Raw genomic sequence first — 18437 nt, forward strand, 5'->3', positions numbered from 1 at the left:
AAAATGCTGCAATCGTTAAAAGCCATTGCTAATTACAGGAAAGAAAATGATCTGGCCTGGGATACACCGACTTGGTTAAAGCTGCTTGTTTCGGCTGAGGAGCGTATTGTAAATTTGGAACGCATTCGATCTATAGGTGAGTTAAAGGATGCCAATCCTGTACTGGATTACGTGGAGCGTACGTTGCTTATTTTGGACGGACTTCCATTGTCATTCTGGGTTAAAGAGCTGCTGGAGGATGTATTGGTGTGGTCTGAGACAGCCAAAGGAGGTACAGTCCGCGAACGGCTACGCTGGCAGCATGAGGGCATTAATTTATTTGTACATAACATCGGCTCCTCCCAACTGTATGTCAGACAGGCCCAAGCGGAGTCCCCTGCGTACCCGCGCAATAGCATGACCCGAATTCTGATTGAGACGCATGGATTGATCGGGCAATATATACGGGGAGAAATTCCTTTTGCGGAAAATCGACTGCTGCTTGAAATTACTCGTAAGGGCTGGCTGAGCTCTGAGGAACTGGAGCTTGTTTTACGGGCCCTGAACGAGTGTATTATCGCCGGGGTAGAACCTGCATTATGGGACCAAGTACGCAGTGAAGTAGAGCAGCTGATCGGCTGGATTGCATGGGATAACGCTCCTGTAGTCTGGAGTGTAAAGGAGCGACTGGAGAGATTACGGTCGGTTTCGATTCATGAAGGAGAGCCGTTCGAGCAGGCTTACACAGAACTAGAGCAGGAGTTGAATGTAGAGAAGGCGCTGGCTCCGTTGGAGAATCGGACACTTTGGTATGTAGAATCAGCTTTGCAGGATTTTTCACTTCAAGAACTGGTAAAGGTATTCTTACTCACATTAAGGGATGGGACGGGGCAGGAACAGCCTGCGACCGTTCGCCATATCAGCTTCGAATCGCTTATGAATACGATGTATTATGACTATCGTGGTGTCAAGAAAATTAACGTATATAAAAAACGAATGATAGAAAAATATTTAAGTGCACTGTCCTGGCAGGACATCTCAAAAGGGAAACGGAAGCATAATCCTCATTTGAGTGTGATCGTGGAGCATAAAGAGGAGCTGCCGAGTACTGTATTTTTTAATTTTGTATTTTCATCTGCGGCTGAGAAACTAATCGATTTTTGTATTGAAGCAGAAAAAACGCCTCTGTATGACAAAGCAGTCCTGCTGCTGTTCGATCTGTTCGGATTACGGCGTGATGCTTATGATCGCTTTCACAATGAGGAAACGTATCTTACAGATATGAACCAGACCGTAGATTACAAAAGGGTCATTTTGGATTACGTGACGGGAACCCGCATACTGGATATTGGACCCGGCGGGGGCGTGCTGCTGGATCTGATCGAACAGGAAAGACCAGATGCGAAGCCATTAGGTCTTGATATTTCTGTGAATGTCATTGAGGCACTTAAACGTAAAAAGCAATTGGAGCGCCATCGTTGGGATGTCATCAAAGGAGATGCGCTTCGGTTGGAGGAATATGTGGAAACGGGGAGCATGGACACGGTCATCTTCTCTTCGATTCTTCACGAGCTCTATTCCTACATCGAACGAGATGGAATTCGGTTCAATCCACAAACGGTGGAGGCTGCTTTGCAGAGTGCCTATCGTGTGCTTGCACCCGGCGGGCGTATCATCATTCGTGACGGTATTATGACCGAACCAGTAGAGCAGCGCAGACGAATTCGATTCTTGGAGCCGGACGGAATGGAATGGCTGATGCGGTATGCGCAAGATTTTGCAGGCCGCCACATTGAAATAGAGCGTGTGGGTGAGCATGAGGCTGTTTTGCCAGTGAACGATGCGATGGAATTTCTATATACCTATACATGGGGGGCGGAAGCCTATGTGCATGAAGTGCAGGAGCAGTTTGGTTATTTTACCCCGTCACAGTATGAAGAGTGTATCCATAACACACTTGGATCACAAGCGATTATCCGGGTGAGCCGCCATTATTTACAGGAGGGCTATGCCGAGGCGCTGTCCAGCCGTGTTGAGTTCATGGATGAGCAGGGCCAGCGGGTTCCTTTGCCAGACAGTACCTGTCTGATCGTGATTGAGAAGCCGAATAATAGGGCTGGAATTGCTGAATGATTTTTAATTTGAACAAGAGAATGCCTTCTGATTTGTGCCAAGCACGATTGGAAGGCATTTTTTAGAAAGCTAGTGGAGGTGTGTTCATGTATGTCCTCGCAGGTGGAAATATCCGGGTATGACCCGCAGTGGGCTGAAGAGTATATGCGAGAGCAAAGGAAAATTGTAGAGGCTCTCAAAGATGTATGTGTCGGCATAGAGCATATCGGTAGTACGTCCGTTCCTAATCTGGGAGCCAAGCCTATTATTGATATTATGGTTGGAGTAGAAGAGTTGGCAAGTCTTCAATCCGAACATCGAGAGCGTCTACAAGGGTTTCAATATGAATATGTACATAAGCCTGATTTTCCAGAGAGAGCTTTCTTTCGCCGTGGAGAATGGGGAGCTGGGACTCATCACTTGCATATTTACAAGTATAAAGGTGAGCATTGGGAAAACCATCTATTGTTCAGAGATTACTTAAAAGCGCATCCTGATAGCCTGCGAGCGTATGATACTTTAAAAAAAGATTTGGCGTACCAATTCAAATATGACCGTGCAGCGTATACCGAAGCCAAAGGACCATTCATTCGGAAGGTGATTGAGCGGGCGAAGCTTGAAAGATATAGGCAGGGACAGATGAATTCTTAGTACGCATGGACAAGGTGGAGGAATGATGAAGAATATGATGCTTGATGCACAGGTAACGCCGAATGGTTTAAAAGACAGAATGATGCTGCTGTCAGCGCTGGACATTATATTGTCCCCAGAAGATTGGTTACGCACGTATCGTATGCAATCTGAATGGTCTGGTGATGTATGCCTGGGTGAGGTGAACAACGGCGCTGGAGATACGATTCATATGCTATGGACGCGTGGAGGTGTGCTGTTGAAGGGTTTTGACCACGAATCCCCTGTAAGTCCTCATGCGAGAGACGAATATGAGGTCTGGCCGGGCATGTACGACGGTGTGCCTGATGATATGATGGAGCTCTTGGAAGACGAAGCGCTGGAGAAGGAGGACGTTACCTTTTGTATGTGGAGGGAAGCGGAAGATAAGGAGTGGCGTATGGGCAATGCGAACATTCCCGAGGCGTATGACGATGGCTCATCCTTTTTGCTGGGGAAAATTATAGTTACACCGGAGGAATATCAGGATTGGGCTGAAAGTTACTATGAGTTGCCGATTTCTCTAGGGGTGGTAAGCCAGATTTTCAACGGCGTTCCGATCACTGCACAGATGATCTCTGCGCTTCATCCACAGCGTAACGTTACGGAAGCGATAAAGGAGCTAAAGCAGCTTGGCGTTCAGGTGCATGAAAGCTAAGAATACAGATTTGTTTTTCTTGACAAGTTTTGTATATAATACAGGAGAAATGGCTGGGTAATCACCTCGAATTAAAGGAGCTGTGTTGAAGATGTCCAAACGTTTGATTCCTTACATCACGATGGATGGAAATGCAAAAGAAGCAATCGAATTTTATGAAGAGGCATTGGATGCTCAACTGCTTTTTATTCAAACCTTTGGGGAAATGCCGGAAAACCCCGATTTTCCCATTCCCGCAGAGGTCAAGGAACGTGTGGGACATGCTACCCTTAAAGTGGGTGAGACAGAGCTCATGTTTTCTGATACCTTTCCCGGATCACCGTTTAGCAGCGGGAATCAGGTGAGTATCTGTATTACAACCGATAGTGTGGAGCAAGCTCAAAAAATGTTTGATGCTCTACAGCAAGGAGGACAGGTGGGAATGCCTTTGCAGGAAACCCATTTTAGTCCCGCTTATGGGAATGTAACAGACAAGTTTGGTGTCACCTTTCAAATGTTCACAGAGGCTCGGTCTTAAGAAATGGAAAACGGCTCGATTCCGCTACTTTAGCGATCTGGCCGTTTTTTTTACGTATAGTTCAATTCCTAGAATAAATAATGATTTTAATATTGTTGAAATAGAAACAAAAATATATTATATTATGTTGTTAATGCACCAACGGGTGGGAGGACAGGCCATGAACAAAGAAGAACAGGTCATAATGGGCTTCAGGGACTTATATAACAAGATAGTTTGGCTTAATAAGGATAAGATGGAAGACAGTCTTAAGGGTTATAAGTCTTCTGAAGTACATTGCATCGAATACATTGAAAGAAATGTAGATTCCAACGTGACAAAACTTGCGGAGTCCCTTTATATGACTAGCGGTGCCATAAGTAAAATAACTAAGAAGCTCATAAAAAGAGGCATTATCGAAAGCTACCAGAAGCCGGATAACAAGAAAGAAATCTATTTTAGGCTTACGGAGCAAGGGAAAGTAATCTATAAAATCCATGAGGAACTGCACAAAGAGTTTCAAGAGCGGGATAAAGCTGTATTTGAGCAGGTAACTGAGGAGCAATTTGACAGTATGATTAGCTTCCTGGAAAAGTATAGTAGGCATTTGGATGCAGAAATAAAGAAACAGGGTGTAGATATTAAGTCGGAATAAATTTGAATAATGAAAATCAAACCACAGGCAGCTGGGTTCTATTGAGAACGGGCTGCATTTTTTTTGCTACTGTTTTGTTGCCGAGGAAGCAAAACTGTGATACGATATTTTTGCTTCCGAGGAAGCAAAATAACAATTTTTAAGGGGAGAATTTAATGTTCAAATTTAGATCACACCATGAACAGAACACAGAACAAACCGTAGATAAACACGCTTTAATATTCGGTCTTATCTCTGTGTTTCTTTGCGGAATAGGCTTCAGTATCATAGCACCTGTCGTCCCATTCTTAGTACAGCCTTATATAAGCAATCCGGGACAACAAGCTATCGTTGTCACGCTGCTGACTTCTGTTTATGCCTTCTGCGTGTTTTTTGCGGCCCCCGTGCTTGGAGCTCTGAGTGACAAATATGGCCGTCGTCCATTGCTCTTAGTATGCCTTTTGGGTTCCGCAATCGGGTACTTGGTTTTTGGCATAGGAGGAGCTCTATGGGTACTATTTGCGGGACGCATAATAGAGGGTATAACAGGTGGGAGCATAAGCACGATCTTCGCCTATTTTGCAGACATCATTCCTCCAGAACAGAGAACTAAATACTTTGGATGGGTGAGTGCGGTTGTAGGTGTAGGTACCGTCATTGGCCCAACTGTAGGCGGATTACTTGCCAAGTTTGGTTATTCTGTACCCATGTATTTTGGAGCAATTATAACTTTAGTGAATGTTATATATGGATTCTTTTTTATGCCTGAGAGCCTTGACAAGAAACATAGACTGAAAGAAATTACTTTTGTAAGACTTAATCCATTCATACAGCTTGCAAACCTGCTTTCCATGAAAAACTTAAACAGGCTACTTATCTCAGCGTTCTTACTTTGGATACCCAACGGATCTTTACAGGCCGTTTTTTCACAATTTACAATGGATACTTTTAGTTGGAAGCCTACACTAATCGGACTTATGTTCTCAATTATGGGTGTCCAAGACATTATCTCACAAGGTTTCATCATGCCAAAGCTTTTGAGAAAACTTAGTGATAAACAGATAGCCATTCTTGGAATGGTTTCGGAGATTATAGGCTATAGTCTTATTGCGCTATCTACTTTGTTCTCATTCTATCCTCTTTTTATCGCTGGAATGTTTATATTTGGTTTTGGTGATTCGATCTTTGGGCCTTCATTCAATGGGATGCTCTCCAAGTCTGTCGATTCTAGTGAACAAGGAAGGATTCAAGGAGGTAGTCAATCTATTCAGGCTTTAGCAAGAATGATTGGGCCTATCATTGGAGGTCAAATCTATGTGTCACTTGGTCATGCCGCACCCGCTTTTATGGGTATGATCCTTATAGCAGCGGCAATACCAGTTTTATATAAGCGAACGCAAGTAAATGAGGATTTTGCAAAAATCCCATAAGCGACTTCCAATGAACAAGATATAGATCGAAATGGTTTAGTTCGTCTATATCTTGCACTTCGGAGCGACTGGAATCGAATTTTGCAAAATCCTGAAATATGTAAACTATCTACTTTGTTTACAGTCTGAGCCATCCGTATGCGGATGGCTCTTCATAGTATCACCTTGCTAAACTAATTTCACGTATTTGTACTTATACGCCAAAATTAAAATCATCATCTGTCAGCGGCTCTACATTCATCGCCCGCACATAGCCGTTTCCTTTTTTAGAAAAGAAATCATGCTGCTTAGTGTGAGTGCTGATGCCGTTGAATACAATGGGATTAACTTCCTCTTCTTCAAACAGTGGATCAAAGCCCAAGTTCATCATGGCCTTGTTGGCGTTGTAGCGCAAAAAGACTTTCACATCGTCTACGAGTCCAATAGGAGTGTAAATTTGCTCGGTGTATTGTTCCTCGTTATTATGCAAGTAGCGCAACAAGCCTACCAGCGTCTGGTAAAGATCACGTTGTTCTTCCTCATCCAATTCTGCATAAATCTCCTGTGCCAGTACACCTACGTACACACCGTGAATACTTTCGTCCCGTAGGATCAAATCGATAATTTCTCCACTGCATGTTAACTTGCCCTGGCCCGCCAGATAAAGAGGGTAGAAGAAGCCGCTATAAAATAAATAGCTTTCTAACAGCACCGACGCTGCCATCGCGAGATACAGGTCTTTCGGTGTGTGGATATTCATATAATACTGACGAATGGTTTCTGCCTTGGTTTGGAGATGGGGATTTTCTTCCACCCAGCGGAATACGCCGTCAATTTCTTCCGTGGAAGCTAGCGTTGTAAAGATGCTACTGTACGACTTGGCATGAATTTGTTCCATCATCGCCATAAAGCTTAGTACGGCTTTGCGCTGCAGTCCGTCCACATGCTCCATAATTTGCGGCATACCCACGCCGCCTTGAATGGTGTCCAGTAGCGTCAATCCGCCCAGCACCTTCATGTAGGCTTCTTTTTCGATATCACTGAGGGTTACCCAGGACATTTTATCGTCAGACAACGGGATTTCATCATCCGTCCAAAATTGCATAATGTTCTGGTTCCAGAACATCAGTGTGAAATCATCGTCCGAGCGATTCCAGTTTACAGCTTGTATACCTGTCATTGTTAGCATTCTCCCTTCAGCTTGCGAGATTCCCTGGAAACACATATTGAAATAGTGCAGGCGAATCATCGTATGCTTGACATACGGAAGCTGTATCCGCGAGGGTCTTGTCCAGTCCCGTAAAGGTCTGAACCACACGCTGGATACAGCTTCTAATGCAAAGCATCCATATTTATTCAAAATCTAATTTTTATACTACAGCTTGTTACCATGTATGCTTTAGATGGAGCAGGTGAGGCACTCTTCCACAGACAGCTTTTTGGTGCGTGTGTAGTATAACGATTTAAGTCCTTTGTGTGCGGCGTACAGATAGCAGCGTGCTAACTGACGCGTAGTCACGTCACTGTTCACATGAAGCACGGTCGAAATTCCTTGGTCCACGTGTGGCTGGATTTCTGCAATCAGATCAAGCACTTTGAACTGATCCATTTGATAAGCGGATTTATAGAAGAACACGTTATCCTTTTGCAAATAAGGCATTGGATAGTAGGTCGTCGAATTGGCATAGGTACGGGTTTCAATCTGCTCAACAATCGGCATGACGCTGGATGTTGCATTTTGAATGTACGAAATGCTAGCAGTCGGCGCAATCGCCATACGATAGGCGTGGTACAGACCATTTTTCATCACATCTGCTTTTAATTTGTCCCAGTCCGCTGAAGTCGGAACATAGATGCCTTTGAACAACTCTTGCACACGTGCAGTTGTCGGACGATAATCTGTGTTCAGGTATCGGTCAAAATATACGCCTGTCGCATAATCCGATTCCTCAAATCCATAAAAGCTTTGTCCAGCTGCTTTTGCGATTTCCATACTCTTTTCGATGGAATGATAGTTCATCGTCATGAAGAAGGTACGGACAAAGTCTTTTGCTTCATTGCTTTCATACGCAATTTTGTTTTTGGCAAAGTAGCCGTGCAGATTCATAACACCCAGACCGACGGAGTGCATTTCCCGGTTCGCTTTTGCAACACCTGGTGCATTAGCTACTTGGGTCATATCGCTGACTGAGGTGAGCGCAATCATACCCTCATGAACGGATTCGCGAATTTTACCATGTTCCATCACATTTACAATGTTCAGAGAAGCCAGATTACAGCTCACGTCCCGGCGGATAGTATCCTGTTGTCCGTAATCTGTAATTTCGGAGGTTTCCTGCAACTGGAAGATTTCCGTGCATAGGTTCGACATCTTGACTTGACCCACGTTTTTAAGAGCATGTGCCTGGTTCGCGTTACTTTTGTTCATGATATATGGATAACCAGACTCCAACTGAATCATGGCAATTTTCGTCAGCATGTCACGTGCGCTCATCGCTATTTTTTTCTTCACCCGCTCGTCAGCGAGCAGCGTGTCGTACATTTCATCCAAATCCATGTCGTCCAGATGCGTTCCATAGGCTTTGAACACACTGTAAGGAGCAAATACATGCAGCGGTTCATTATCTTGAGCCAGCTTGTAAAAGCGGTTTGGCACCAGTAATCCAATAGAAAGTGTCTTGAGACGTACTCTTTCGTCAGCATTGATTTTTTTGCTATCCAGGAACTCAAGCACGTCCCATCCGAAAATGTTGTAATAGGCTGCGCCAGAGCCTTTACGTTGCCCCATTTGATCCGCATAGGAGAAGCCGTCTTCCATCAGCTTCAGCACAGGCATAATGCCTTTTGCTGCGCCTTCTACGCCTTTAATCGCTTCGCCGCGTGCTCGCAGCTTCGACAGGTTGACCGCAACACCGCCCCCGATTTTGGACAACTGCATGCAGGTGTTCAGCACATAGTTGATTGAGTTCAGGGAGTCGTCCATTTCGAGCAGGAAGCAGGATACCAATTCCCCACGGCGGCTTTTGCCTGCATTCAGGAAGGTTGGTGTTGCTGGCTGGAGGCGTTGCTCCATCATCGAGCGGGACAACAGGCGTGCCTTATCGGCGTTACCGCGTCCTAAATGCAGCGCGACAGCAGCAACCCGGTCAGGGTAATGTTCCAGATAGACTTTCCGGTCGTTACTCTTCATTGCATAGTCGGTGTAAAACTTGGATGCTGCCATATAGGAAGGAAATTTAAAATTATAGCTATGAGTGATATGGAAAATATCATTAATTTCGTCAGCCGTGTAGCTGTTATAGAAATTTTCGTAATAATCATTCTCAATCATATACAGCACTTGAGCGGCTGTGTCAGCAAACTTCAAACTCCGTTCCTGAACTTCCTTCATAAACTCTGCTACAGCCTCTTGGTCTTTTTCCAATTGGAAAAAGCCGTCTGTATCGCGTTTCATCAACATGTTGTTCAATTCAATATGCCGCAACTCGGCTCACCTCCTGTTTAAAACGCTCTACATCTCCGAACGTTCCAGATAATTCAAATTTACTAATCACGGGGACATTATAATGATCGGCAATCAAATCCGCACTTTTGGCAAATTTCTCACCCCAGTTACGGTTGCCGCTTGCAGCTACACCAACAAGGTTTTGAGCATTCTTTTTTAAAAAGGAAGACACCCTCTCAGGTATCTGCCCAAACCCAGTTGTATATGTAATAAGTACGTAAGGTTCTTCTATAGTCATTTGCTCCTCGATCTGAACCGCTGGAAGCTTGAGCTTGTTTATAAATCTTTTTACATTGCCGGTCTTCGAATCATATGCAATCAGCATGGTATGCAACCTCCTTAAACAATTAACGAAAAAAGAAAACGCATTGCCTAGGATCTATTATAGATGGAATCCCTTGCTGGCTGCGCCATTTAAGATTTTGACTCTATATTTACATGTATTTTCATACCTGTATCTTCAAGATATCGGGCATAAATACGTTTTTTACACTATATTTAGAGTACATTCTCTATTTTATATCTATATATAGTTTTGTCAATCGGTCTAGAAGGGATCAGAGGACCCAGATCGGGTATAAGTCCAAGCGGGGTGCGGAAAAGAGCGAAAGAACTTTTTTTTCGTAAGTATGTTAAAAAAGTATTGGAGTTTTTGAGGGTGAAGATGTACGATTTGTCAATGGGCAATAGAATGGAAAATTTACATTTTACTGTAGAAAGGATGAAGCAAATGGGAAGTGATTTTATGGAATTTCAATCGTTTAATACAATCTTTTTTATCGTATTTGGACTTATTGTTTTTGTAATCATTATGGGAATTGTCAAAACGATAGGAGCGGGCCTGTCCAATCAAGCAGCCGAACGGGTAAAACGTTCATGTAAGGTTGTGGATAAACGGACGAGAGTGCGCGGGGGATCAGGCGATTTTTCAGCTTCGACATATTATTATATCACCTTTGAGTTTGACGGGGGTGAGCGTATGGAGCTGGAGGTGAAGGATACGGATTTTGGTATGATTGTGATCGGAGATCGTGGGGAGCTTCATTATAAAGGTACACGTTTTCTGGAGTTTGTAAGAGTAATGGAAGCATAAAGGTTGACCGGAAAACTAGAGTACTACCCGAACAAAATACATACTGAGAGGAAAATGACGATGCCACATATCATTGGAAAACGAATTGTATTGAGAGAATACCGTCAAGAAGATATACCGAATATCCGAAAATGGGTCAATGACCCGGAAATCACACACGGGTTAAGCGACGTGTTTGTCTATCCGCATTCACAGACTAATAGTGAGTCTTTTGTACAAATGATGATTGACGGCAACTCCGAGATCAAAGGTTTTGTCATTGCGCATAAAGACACACTGGACTATATCGGACAACTGGATTTATTTAAAATCAACTGGGTGAATCGGCACGCTACCCTTGGTATTGTGATCGGGCGTGACGGTGACCTGGGCAAAGGTTATGGACGGGAAGCGATCCGACTGTTACAAAAATTTGCATTTCATTCACTGAACCTGCATCGGCTGGAGCTGGAGGTCTATGCGTTCAATGAACGTGCACACCGTTGCTATCTGGCCTGCGGCTTCAAGGAAGAAGGGCGGCTACGGGAAAAGCTATTCAGGGAAGGGCAATACTATGACATTATTCAGATGGGGATTTTGCGAAGTGAATATGAGGCTGCAGAGCAAGCGACGGAATCCTGAGAGTGCAACCTCATAAGCTATTTTACTCCGTCAGCTTCCTTCAATTTTTTATGAGTGAAATCACGGGGACTACGCTCATCCTATTTCTATTAGCTAAAGGACTTTCTTTGCAGAGTGCGAACTTCTTACTGGTTGTATTCTTTGTAAGTATTTTTTTGTTTGAGATACCCACAGGGGCTATTGCAGACAAGTATGGAAGAAAAATTTCTGTTATTTTGGGACTTTGCTGTTTTTTAGTCTACAGTGTATTGTTCGTTTGGACAGATCATATCGGGGTACTTGTGTTTGCGCAAGTCTTTGGGGGGCTGGCTATATGTTTACAATCAGGTTCGTTAGAATCCTGGGTTGTGGAAAACAGTGATAAGCCCGTGGAAGTTCTTTTTACAACCTCTAACAGTATACAGTACATCTCGGGATTTATTTGTGGTCTGTTGGGGGCCTTCCTCGCAACTTTTAACTATTCACTTCCATGGGCGGCTAGCATTTTATCTATTATTGTATGCATTTTTCTATGCTCCTTTTATATGGATGAGGAGAATGTTGCTCATCGAAAGACGTCTACTACTCGCATTAAAACGATTATCGGAGAAAGTGTGCGTATTGGTTTTGAAAATAAGTCTATCTGGATTGTGTTTATGATTGGTTTATTTATCAGCTTTTCGAACTCAGCGGGGAATACATTTCAACAGCCACGTCTGGTTGGCCTTTCCGAACAAGGAATTTGGATTATGGGGTTTATCAAGGCAGGCTATTCACTATGTATGACTTTGGGAAGTTATCTAGTTCGAAAGCTAGGCGCCAGATACAGTGATGTACATATACTCATGTATGCTTGCGGGATGATTGGGATATGGCTCATTTTAGCCGGTGTGTTCAACACATTTTATCCTGTATTGCTTACCTTTTTAATCTATGAGATTGGGCGCGGGATGTACCCGGTTGCCAAACAAATTTTTCTCAACAAAAGAATCACGAATGAGTATCGTTCCACATTACTATCTCTGGATTCTGCGATTTCACAATTAGGCATGTGCGTAGGTTTAATCGTGACAGGGATCATCAGTCGTAATTTTACGGATTTGTCTTCCGATCAAACACCTATTCAAATATCTTGGGTGATGTGTGGCGGGATTGCGTTGATTCCAATCATTTTATTGTTTTACGTCCATCGTGTTTCAGGAAAAAGTAATTATTGGAAAGAAAAAGAAACCAAACAGAATATTTAATGTAAAAGTTAATGTAGAAGGGCTGAACAGCATGGTCTGTCAGCCCTATAATATTTCATTAAAAAGCAAGCAAACCTTATTTTTCACCGTACCACAGTTTCAGCCGATTTTGGATTAGGCCAGTATAGATTTCTTCAGCCTTTGGAACACCTGCCTGGTCCAGCTCTTGGAGCATGCGGTCATACACAGCGTCGAACTGATCTGGCTTGGCGAGTACAGCCTCAGGAATCCGTTTGCGTACAATGTCCTGCGACTTTTGATAAATAACATTGTAATTCGTATCGGTCGGAACAGGCATGTTGTAGGCAGCACCCCACTCTTTTACCGGAAAATCCTTTTCGTTCGGAAACAGGTCTTTCCACGTCTGGGCTTTGTATGCCTGAAGGGACTCTTTTTCGGCTTGACTATAATTTTCGGTAATCATCTCCGGATAATTGGTTGTGTAATAGTTGCCAGAAGGGTCCTTCACGCTATCGCCATAATGTGGCCCCCATATCCAGTACAAACCGATTCCTGACTCTCTGCTAAAAGAAGCGTTATCAGTGTTTTTACGTTGTTGCACATCCGCCGGAATGACTCGTTTGCCGTTCTCTACGTTGTAATGCTGGCCTTCAATTCCCCAATTGCGTAAAATTTGTCCTTCGTCGGAGGCCAGAAAATCCAGAAACTTGATAGCTCGCACCGGATTTTCGCATGAGGTTGTAATTCCGATCCCGGATGCAGTATCGAAGCCGATAGGCTGAAGGGAATGGTCCTCGTATTTCTCATTTAAAGTGACTGGAAAATGGGCGTAAGTGAATTCATCCTTACCTGCTGCCTTGAGCGCATTTTCGGCATCTTGATAGTTCCATTCCTGATCAATGAGTCCGATGACACGGCCTGCGGCGATTTTGGACTTGTACTGATCACTTTTTTGTACAAAAGTATCCTTATCCAACAGTCCTTCATTGTACATATGGTTCAACCAACGGAAATATTCGCGTTCTTCTGGGCGCTTGTAGTGAAGAATGGCTTTGTGTGTTTTAGGATCAATATAATATTCGCCATCGTCGGGTCCACCTGTAGCAGTAACAGCCGGGTTTGTCACTGTAATTTGAATTTTCCAGTCTTCGGCATCAAGTGATAGGGGGATGGTAGGCTGGCCATTGGTGGTAGGGTATTTGGCGACATAATCTTTAAGTGCTTTTTCAAAATCTTGAACGGTGCGGATTTTAGGGTATCCAAGCTTCTTAAGTGCCTGATGCTGGATTTCGAAGCCAGCTTGTGCATCAAACGCGATGTGATCCACACCCAAATTGGTCGGGATCGTGTAAATGGCTGGATCTTCACTACTATATTTAATACGATTAAAATAGTCTCCATACACTTTCTTAATGTTAGGGCCGTATTTATCAATGAGATCTGTTAAGTCAATGAGTGCTCCGGCATCGACCAACTTGCCAATGTCTGATTTGGGGTACACGAGATCTGGATACTCTCCGCTCGCTGCCATTAAAGCAAACTTTTCCTCGCCTCGACCATTGACAGCATGTTCGGCATTTAGCGTAACGCCCGTTTTCTTGATAATTTCCTGCCCGACAGCATCCTTCATGTTGTTCCAGTTAGAGCTGGAATCACCGCCAAAGAAAGTAAGTGTAATGGGACTGGTGTCATTAGGATCTTCCTTTTCTGCCTTACCGTCTGTTCCATTCGCGCAGCCCGTTGTAACGAGCAGCAGCAAAGACAGGAGTAGAATGGAGCTCTGTCGTACCAACCTGTTCTTGAACATTTGCAAATCCCCCTTAATAAGTATGATTTACACAATGTAAGTGCTTTCAATAGTAAATTGTAGGAAATAAAGAACCTCACGTCAAGTAATTTATAATTGCTTGTTATGCGGTTTGTTTTTTTATTAAGCAAACATATTTTGGTGGAGGGTGTGGATTTGTACAAATCTATCATTTGATGATCTAAAACAAAGTATGCTACGATGGTACCAGTTTATAGGTACACCCGTGTATTAGAAAGGTTAAGATAGAAAAAGACTCCGAATAGGGTTGGGTGAGAAGATGCGTGGAAAAGTAACGTTGCAAGAAATTGCGGATGCGGCGGGCGTTTCAAAGTTCGCTGTTTCGCGTGCACTATCAGGCAAACCCGGTGTAAGTGAAGAGACAAGGGCGGTTCTGGTCAAGCTTGCCGCCCAGATGGGCTATTTTCGCAGTCACCCCAAAATGACAGGGGTAGAGCCTCGGGACACAGATACCAGAGAATGGTCAGGTACCGTGCTAGTGTTATTTCCGAATATTAGGTACCAGAACAGGGAATCCAGATACTGGGGGCCTGTATTTGAAGGGATTTCCGAGCGTCTGAACCGTAAGGGTATGGATATGATCACGTTAACGGAACCCTCGACTGAAGACATGTTTTCTTTACTGAATCCAGAGTCGATTAAAGGGATTATCACAGTAGGGACGATTTCAACTTCGTTGTTGCTGAACATTTATCGGATGGGTATTCCGGTCGTCATGGTAGATCATTGGGATTCTGCATTTTTAAGTGATACGGTGTTTACAGATAATCGCACATGCATGAGTGAATTAATGAAGGACTTGCTGTGCAGGGGCTATACCCGCTTTCAGTTTGTAGGTCATATTGATGACGCTCACAGTTTCTACGAACGCTGGGAAGCATGTCGTTCCACACTGGAAATGAGCGGAGTAGAATTGCGGCAGATTAAAGCTCTTCTTCACAGGGGAGCGCAAGCGCTTGCTGAGGAAATGGAAAAGTTGTCCGAGGACGAACTGCCTGAGGTTTTTGTATGTGCTAATGATGTGACTGCTGCGCAAGTCGTGGATGTGCTGAAAGAAAAGGGGATTGACGTTCCGAGGCGTTGCGGAGTGACCGGGTTTGACGATACGAATGAACAAATGCCGATTTATGCCACGGTAAGAGTGGATAAGGAATTGCTGGGAATGCGTGCAGTGGACCAGTTGTTATGGCGCATAACGAACCCGAACTCGCCTGTCGAGAAAAAGTTGCTACATGCTGAGCTATTCGTACGGGAAGTTCATGCACCCCGGATCAGTCGGGAAAATGATGATCGTGAGCGTCCCATCAGCACAATCACATATAGTTAATGTCCAGATACGTGTTATGACACCATACACCGTGAAGACGAAGGAGGTCGCTTTTAGCCTGTTTAGGGGCAGAGGGCGACTTTTATTTTGTATTTTGTCATTTGTTCTAAAAAACAATTGACTACTTTGTTTGCTTAATGTTATTTTTGTTATGTTACTGAAGAATCCAGATGTTCCCAATCATGCTTATAGGGAGGCTTGTGACGATGGTTAATGTGATAGGGTTGGATGGCTGGAGGTTTAGGGAAGCACAAAGTGATGAGTGGCTCAGCGCGAAAGTGCCGGGTTGTGTGCATACCGATCTTTTACGACATGGCAAAATTCCTGATCCGTTTATCGGTATGAACGAGATGGAGGTACAGTGGATTGATAAGCAGGATTGGGTATATGAAGCCCATTTTGAGATAAATGCAGATCAGCTTCAATGTCAATGTGTAGAGTTGGTGTTGGAAGGTCTGGACACATACGCGGATGTAAAAGTGAATGGTCAATCTGTCTTGTCAGCCAATAATATGTTTCGGGTATGGAGACAAGATGTGAAGGCATTTGTTCAGCAAGGGGAAAATCGGCTGGAAATCAGTTTTCGTTCTCCGATTGCTGAAGATGTACCCAAGCTGGAAAGCTTAGGTTATGGACTCCCTGCACCCAATGATCAGTCCGAGATAGGTGGTTTGTCCGACAAAAAGGTAAGCGTTTTCGCACGTAAGGCTCCCTACCACTATGGTTGGGATTGGGGACCGAGGCTGGTGACGAGCGGTATCTGGAGAGAGGTCCGGATCGAAGCGTGGTCCGGTCTGATCGTGAGAGACTTGTTTATTCGACAGGACGAGGTGAATTCGGTAGGGGCTAAACTCATGGCAGTGGTAGAGATCGAAAATGCAGATGAGATTAGAGATGCCAAGTTGCGTATTTCCGTTGACGGGAAGGTGTGGTCCAAGCCAGTTCGGCTGCTGAAGGGGAAGCAGACGGTGGAGCTGGAGCTGGAGATGAAGAAGCCGAAGCTGTGGTGGTGCCGTGGGCTGGGGGAGCCGCATCTATATACGTTTGTGGCCGAATTGGTGGAACAAGAACAAGGAGCTGTAATCGCGGAAAAATCAGTAAAAACGGGACTGCGTTCCATCCGTCTTGTACGTGAACGGGATGCAGCAGGAGAGAGCTTTTATTTTGAGCTGAACGGAATTCCAGTGTTTGCAAAAGGGGCTAACCATATTCCGAATGACAGTTTTGTCACTGAAGTTACGATGGAACGATATCGGTATGAAATTGCCAGTGCAGCAGCCTCGAATATGAATATGTTGCGGGTGTGGGGTGGCGGTATTTATGAACAAGACGTATTTTATGAGCTTTGTGATGAATACGGTTTGCTCGTGTGGCAAGATTTTATGTTCGCCTGCAGCATGTACCCAGGGGATGAGGATTTTATGGACAATGTGGCACAGGAAGCCGAGGACAATATCAAGCGGCTGCGTCATCACCCCTGCATTGCCTTATGGTGCGGCAACAATGAGATCGATTCTGCATGGGCGCATTATGAAGAGAATGGAGGCTGGGGCTGGAAAAAGGACTACACACCTGAGCAACGGGAGCGCCTGTGGGATGATTATGAAACGCTCTTTCATCGGATTCTACCGGAGGCGGTACACACCTGGTCTGCGCAGACGGCATATTGGCCCTCCTCCCCACTGATTGACCTGACGAGAGATCGGAACCAGCATGCCCATCGGTCTTCAGCTGCAGGTGATATTCATTATTGGGGTGTATGGCACGCGTCTGAGCCGTTTGAGAATTACCATGTCCATGTGGGCCGTTTTATGAGTGAATATGGTTTTCAGTCCTTTCCTGAATACAAGTCCGTTCGTACTTATGCGGAAGAGAAGGATTTGGAGCTGGAATCTGCGGTGATGCTGGCACATCAGAAGAACGATGCGGGCAATCGTCTGATTAAAGAATATATGGAGCGATACATGCGAGAGCCAAAGGATTTTACAAGTTTTCTTCCCATGAGCCAAATTTTACAGGCAGAAGCAATGAAAGCAGCTATAGAGGCGCATCGTCGTCACAAGCCCTATTGCATGGGAACATTATACTGGCAAATGAATGACTGCTGGCCCGTTGCCTCCTGGTCGAGTATGGACTATTTTGGTCGTTGGAAGGCGTTCCAATATACGGCTAAGCGCAGCTTTGCCGATGTGCTGTTGAGTGTAACAGATACAGGACAGGGGAATAAGGCCCTGCATCTGGTCAACGATACACTAGAGCCGATATCAGGAACGCTGCGGCTGACGCTTTTGCATATCCGTAGCAGCCAGGCTATTCGTGAAGAAAACGTTAAGGTAAATCAACCAGCAGGCGGTGCAGGAATTGTACATATACTGCCTATCGACAAATGGCTGAGTGGCCTGAAGCGGGCGGAGCATATGCTGGTCGCGCGTCTGACGCAGAATGGTGAACAGGTGGCCTCTGGTGAAATTTATTTTGCAGACACAAAAGAGATGGATTTACCGCAGGCAAAAATTGAAGTGACAGAGATTCAGGGAAGTGGAGGCAGCAGATTCATGCTGTGTTCGGATGTACTTGCTAGACATGTGTGGCTATCGGCAGAGCAGGAAGGTATTTTCAGTGACAACCATCTGGATCTGGCTCCCGGTATTCCAAAAACAGTGGAATTCTTGGCCTTGCGCAACGGTTCATCAGCATTTGTGACAGCTGCGCCGGGTACATTGACAGTACATTCATTGGTCAATTGGATACAAGGTTAGACAACAGTAAAAGCTTATCCGTCTTTAAGTAGATGATGGATAGGCTTTTTTTATAATATAAATTTATTTTATGATATGTAGAGCGTTTTCATAATGTTAATATACATAACAAAAGAGGGTTTTCGACTTAAGTGATAACAGATCATTTGTAAGAAATCTA

At 44.4% G+C, this 18437-nt stretch carries 15 protein-coding genes; 11 read left to right on the plus strand and 4 right to left on the minus strand.

Translation table 11 applies throughout. The features are described from left to right. Nucleotides 1-3: 3 nt before the first annotated feature. The 6 genes from NSQ58_RS22945 to NSQ58_RS22970 all read left to right on the plus strand — a co-directional run bounded on the left by NSQ58_RS22945 (nt 4) and on the right by NSQ58_RS22970 (nt 5978). Complete coding sequence (locus tag NSQ58_RS22945; RefSeq protein ID WP_028542794.1) at nt 4-2112, plus strand: class I SAM-dependent methyltransferase; 2109 nt, start codon at nt 4-6, stop codon at nt 2110-2112. 90 nt (nt 2113-2202) lie between these two features. Next, the gene (locus tag NSQ58_RS22950; RefSeq protein WP_053325183.1) at nt 2203-2742 is read left to right on the plus strand and encodes a GrpB family protein; all 540 of its coding nucleotides are present in this window, start codon (nt 2203-2205) and stop codon (nt 2740-2742) included. Nucleotides 2743-2764: 22 nt separating this feature from the next. After that, a complete protein-coding gene (locus NSQ58_RS22955; RefSeq protein ID WP_341058254.1) occupies nt 2765-3418 on the plus strand; it encodes a hypothetical protein in 654 nt (217 codons plus the stop codon). A gap of 91 nt (nt 3419-3509) precedes the next feature. Further along, nucleotides 3510-3935, plus strand: a complete 426-nt coding sequence (locus NSQ58_RS22960; protein WP_053325184.1) for a VOC family protein — start codon at nt 3510-3512, stop codon at nt 3933-3935. 160 nt (nt 3936-4095) lie between these two features. Further along, nucleotides 4096-4569 (plus strand): MarR family transcriptional regulator, encoded by a 474-nt coding sequence (locus NSQ58_RS22965; protein WP_341058255.1) that lies wholly within the window; start codon nt 4096-4098, stop codon nt 4567-4569. 155 nt (nt 4570-4724) lie between these two features. Next, the gene (locus NSQ58_RS22970) at nt 4725-5978 is read left to right on the plus strand and encodes an MFS transporter (protein WP_341058257.1); all 1254 of its coding nucleotides are present in this window, start codon (nt 4725-4727) and stop codon (nt 5976-5978) included. A 193-nt stretch (nt 5979-6171) separates the two neighbouring features. Here NSQ58_RS22970 and nrdF read toward each other — a convergent pair whose 3' ends face one another. The 3 genes from nrdF to nrdI form a co-directional block, all read right to left on the minus strand. After that, the gene (gene nrdF / locus NSQ58_RS22975) at nt 6172-7137 is read right to left on the minus strand and encodes a class 1b ribonucleoside-diphosphate reductase subunit beta (RefSeq protein WP_029516760.1); all 966 of its coding nucleotides are present in this window, start codon (nt 7135-7137) and stop codon (nt 6172-6174) included. Nucleotides 7138-7356: 219 nt separating this feature from the next. Beyond that, nucleotides 7357-9441, minus strand: coding sequence for a class 1b ribonucleoside-diphosphate reductase subunit alpha (gene nrdE / locus NSQ58_RS22980; RefSeq protein ID WP_341058258.1), 2085 nt, complete (start codon nt 9439-9441; stop codon nt 7357-7359). Next, entirely contained in the window at nt 9428-9787 is a 360-nt protein-coding gene (gene nrdI / locus NSQ58_RS22985) for a class Ib ribonucleoside-diphosphate reductase assembly flavoprotein NrdI (protein ID WP_016819181.1), read from the minus strand. The genes nrdE and nrdI overlap by 14 nt, the downstream gene beginning before the upstream one ends. Nucleotides 9788-10192: 405 nt before the next feature. On the opposite strand from nrdI, the gene NSQ58_RS22990 reads away from it, so the two are divergent. The 3 genes from NSQ58_RS22990 to NSQ58_RS23000 are packed head-to-tail and all read left to right on the plus strand — an operon-like array spanning nt 10193 to nt 12402. Then, nucleotides 10193-10555, plus strand: coding sequence for a DUF2500 domain-containing protein (locus NSQ58_RS22990; RefSeq protein WP_341058568.1), 363 nt, complete (start codon nt 10193-10195; stop codon nt 10553-10555). A gap of 60 nt (nt 10556-10615) precedes the next feature. Continuing rightward, on the plus strand, nt 10616-11176 hold the full coding sequence (locus tag NSQ58_RS22995) for a GNAT family N-acetyltransferase (RefSeq protein ID WP_341058261.1): 561 nt from the start codon (nt 10616-10618) through the stop codon (nt 11174-11176). A gap of 2 nt (nt 11177-11178) precedes the next feature. Further along, nucleotides 11179-12402 carry an MFS transporter gene (locus NSQ58_RS23000; protein WP_341058262.1) on the plus strand — a complete coding sequence of 408 codons (1224 nt, stop codon included), beginning with the start codon at nt 11179-11181 and terminating at the stop codon, nt 12400-12402. Between the two features lie 76 nt (nt 12403-12478). Here the strand turns inward: NSQ58_RS23000 and NSQ58_RS23005 are convergent, their stop codons facing one another. Next, nucleotides 12479-14170 (minus strand): ABC transporter substrate-binding protein, encoded by a 1692-nt coding sequence (locus tag NSQ58_RS23005; RefSeq protein ID WP_160789687.1) that lies wholly within the window; start codon nt 14168-14170, stop codon nt 12479-12481. Between the two features lie 280 nt (nt 14171-14450). On the opposite strand from NSQ58_RS23005, the gene NSQ58_RS23010 reads away from it, so the two are divergent. Both NSQ58_RS23010 and NSQ58_RS23015 read left to right on the plus strand, forming a co-directional pair. After that, nucleotides 14451-15518, plus strand: coding sequence for a LacI family DNA-binding transcriptional regulator (locus NSQ58_RS23010; protein ID WP_250244598.1), 1068 nt, complete (start codon nt 14451-14453; stop codon nt 15516-15518). 206 nt (nt 15519-15724) lie between these two features. Next, entirely contained in the window at nt 15725-18277 is a 2553-nt protein-coding gene (locus tag NSQ58_RS23015; protein ID WP_341058264.1) for a beta-mannosidase, read from the plus strand. Nucleotides 18278-18437 lie beyond the last annotated feature (160 nt).

Origin of the sequence: Paenibacillus sp. FSL M7-0134 (assembly GCF_038007865.1) — a bacterium.
Classification (GTDB): domain Bacteria; phylum Bacillota; class Bacilli; order Paenibacillales; family Paenibacillaceae; genus Paenibacillus; species Paenibacillus polymyxa_B.